At 69.3% G+C, this 2,818-nt stretch carries 3 protein-coding genes and 1 pseudogene; 3 read left to right on the top strand and 1 reads right to left on the bottom strand.

Annotation, left to right across the window (positions count from 1 at the left end):
- The 3 genes and pseudogenes from HC022_RS23205 to HC022_RS23195 form a co-directional block, all read left to right on the top strand.
- A pseudogene (locus HC022_RS23205) lies at positions 1–230 on the top strand (trypsin); the annotation flags it as partial.
- 44 nt (positions 231–274) lie between these two features.
- A complete protein-coding gene (locus tag HC022_RS23200; protein ID WP_167453977.1) occupies positions 275–1,048 on the top strand; it encodes a trypsin-like peptidase domain-containing protein in 774 nt (257 codons plus the stop codon).
- Between the two features lie 174 nt (positions 1,049–1,222).
- The gene (locus HC022_RS23195; RefSeq protein WP_167453976.1) at positions 1,223–1,699 is read left to right on the top strand and encodes an Hsp20 family protein; all 477 of its coding nucleotides are present in this window, start codon (positions 1,223–1,225) and stop codon (positions 1,697–1,699) included.
- Positions 1,700–1,904: 205 nt separating this feature from the next.
- On the opposite strand, the gene HC022_RS23190 is transcribed toward HC022_RS23195, so the two are convergent.
- On the bottom strand, positions 1,905–2,818 hold a 914-nt coding region (locus HC022_RS23190; RefSeq protein ID WP_167453975.1), incomplete at its 5' end, for an esterase-like activity of phytase family protein.

Here is a 2,818-nt window from a genome sequence, read left to right as displayed (position 1 = left end):
TCGATTTCGGCAGCTCCGGCTCGCCGGTGTTCAGCATGGACGACGGCACCCCGCGGATCGTCTCGGTGATCTCCGCCAAGGCCGAGGCCGAGGGCCGCGAGGTCTCGCTCGGCACCGAGCTTGGCGATGCGCTGACGCTCCTGCGCGAGGAGCTGTCCGCCGACCCCGTGCGCATGTCGCTGATCGCCGGGGACCGGCGTGATACGGGGGCGAAATTCGTAAAGCCCTGACATCGCTCGCCGTTGCGCTGCTGGCGCTTGCGGCGACCGCGCCCGTGGTCCCCGCGCAGCAGGGCGCGGTGTTCGACATGATGGACAATCGCGGCGCGCTGCTCGGCTGGGAGGCGGTCGGGCGGCTCGACCAGCCCGGCGGCTACTGCACCGGCGTGCTGATCACCAGCGACGTGGTGCTCACTGCCGCGCATTGCGTCTTCGACCGCGACGACCGCAGCCCGCTGCCGCCCGGGTCCATGGTGTTCCGCGCGGGCTATCACCGCGGCACCGAGATCACCGCCCGCCGCGTTGCCCGCTGGGTGGTGCCCGACCGGTACGCCGGCGCCATCCGCAACGGCTCGGGCACGCGCACCGATGCGGTCTCGACCGACGTCGCGCTGCTCAAGCTCGTGTCGCCGGTGTCGAGCGCCGAGGCCGACCCCTTCCGGGTGCATCAGGGCAGCGCCGCGGGCACCGCGCTCAGCGTTGCCTCCTACGGGCGGGGCCGGGCCGAGGTGCTCTCGCGCGAGGCCGAGTGCCACCTGACGCAGCGCATTCAGGGCGACATCCTCGGCTTCGACTGCGACGTGACCTTCGGCTCTTCCGGGGCCCCGGTCTTCGTGCGCGACGACGGACGGCTGCGGATCCTGTCGGTGGTCTCGTCGGGCACGGACACGGGCGAGGCCTTTGGCCCCACCCTTCCGCCGCTGGTGACCGAGCTCATGGACCGGCTCGTCCGGCCAGACGCGCCGCCCCGCGCCGGCACCGGAGCGCGGCGAATCACCGTCGGCGGCGGCGACCGCGGCGACATCGGCGCGCGCTTCGTGCGGCCCTGAGCCCCCGCCACCGGCCCGCATCCGAACCTACACCCGCAAGGCCTTGAAACCCGCGCCGGGGCTTCCCAGATCTTTCCCACCCGGGGCGCCTGAAGCAGGGCTCCGGAGCACTAGCCGCCTGTCCCATGTCGGGAAGGCGCATCACATACGGTATCGCTCAACGGAGGATGACCAATGCGTCACTTTGATTTCGCACCGCTTTATCGCGCAACCGTCGGTTTCGACCAGATCGCCGACATGATGGACCGGGTTCTTGCCAGCGACGTGGCCCAGCCCAGCTATCCGCCCTACAACATCGAGAAGACCGCCGACGATGCCTATCGCATCTCGATCGCCGTCGCCGGGTTCTCGGACGCCGACCTGTCGGTCGAGTTGAAGGAACACCAGCTCGTCGTCGCCGCCCGCAAGGCCGATGAAGACGCCGGCAAGACCTTCCTGCACCGTGGCATCGCCACCCGCGCCTTCGAGCGCCGCTTCACCCTTGCCGACCACGTGCGGGTGACCGGTGCTGTGCATGAGAACGGCATGCTGCACATCGACCTCAAGCGCGAGATCCCCGAGGCGCTGAAGCCGCGCCGGATCGAGATCGCGCGCAGCACCGACGTGCCCGCCATCGAGAAGGACGTGGTGGACGCTGACACGGTGAACTGAGCCCTCGGCTGACCGACCCGCTGAAAAGCGGAAAGCCCCGGCCTCGGCCGGGGCTTTTTCGTGTCCGGGGGTGCGCCAAGGGCGGCTCCGGCGCAACGCGCATAACGCGCGCGCCTGCCATCCTGCCGGCGATGATCTCAGCCGGAATCGGGCGCGGACCGCCGCGGGACGCGGGCGGCGCAACCGCGCCCCCCGCCCGAAAGCATCAGTTCCCGAGCTGGAAGGACCAGAAGAAGGTCTCGCCCGAGCTGTCGTCGACGCCGTCGTTGTCGGTCGAGACATAGACGGTGCCATCCTCGGCGATGGCCAGGCCTTCGACCTTGTCGACGACGTAGCCGCCCCAGGATTTCAGGTCGGGGATAAGGTCGCGGACCTCTTCCTTCGAGACCACGGGCAGGTCGCCACCGATCGCCGCGGGCACCATCTCGGAGGCGGGGATGCGGTAGACCTTCTTGGTCACGGCCGCAGCGCCGATCTGGTTGTCACGCTCGACGACATAGACGTAGTCGCCATGGGCGGTGATCTCCGAGAGACCGACCCAGCCGGTGTCCGGCGCGGCCTTGGGGTAGAGCACGGCGCCCCATTCCTCGGTCTCGGGGTTGTAGGACACGAGCTTGACGTGGTCCTTCGGATCGTCGCCCCACTCGCGCTGCACGGCCATCCAGAGCGTGCCGTCGACCATGGTCACGCCTTCGAAGCCGAAGCGGGTCTCGCCGGCGAGCAGGGCCGCGGGCAGGCCGATCTCGTCCGTGATCTCGCCCTTGGCGTTCACGTGGTAGATCGCGTGCGGGATGACCCGGTCGCTGCGGCCCTCCGAGGCGACCCAGAAACCGCCCTCGCCATCGGTGGTGATGCCTTCGAGGTCGAGCTTCTGTGCCGGCATGCCGGCGCGGGTGACCGGGGTGGCGGCAACGATCTTCGCGGGGGTCGACGACGGGTCGATGGTGAAGATCGTCGGCTGGTAGCCGTAGAAGCTGTCGTTGACCGCGTAGATCATGCCGTCGTCACCGGCGACCATGCCCGAGATCGCGCCCCAGCCGATCAGCTCGTCCGCGTTTTCCGAGGTCAGCGTCGGGTACTTGGCGTCGCCCTCGGCGTATTCGTAGATCATCACAAGCG

It is taken from the genome of Salipiger sp. HF18 (assembly GCF_011806505.1).
In the GTDB taxonomy this organism is placed as follows: Bacteria; Pseudomonadota; Alphaproteobacteria; order Rhodobacterales; family Rhodobacteraceae; genus Salipiger; species Salipiger thiooxidans.
Note: the sequence above shows the minus strand (reverse complement) of the source record. Positions and strands in the feature narration are given on the sequence as shown.

What these genes read in the sequence shown, in the direction of transcription:
- HC022_RS23195 (WP_167453976.1), top strand. Translation starts at nt 1,223, where the DNA reads ATGCGTCACTTTGATTTCGCACCGCTTTATCGCGCAACCGTCGGTTTC.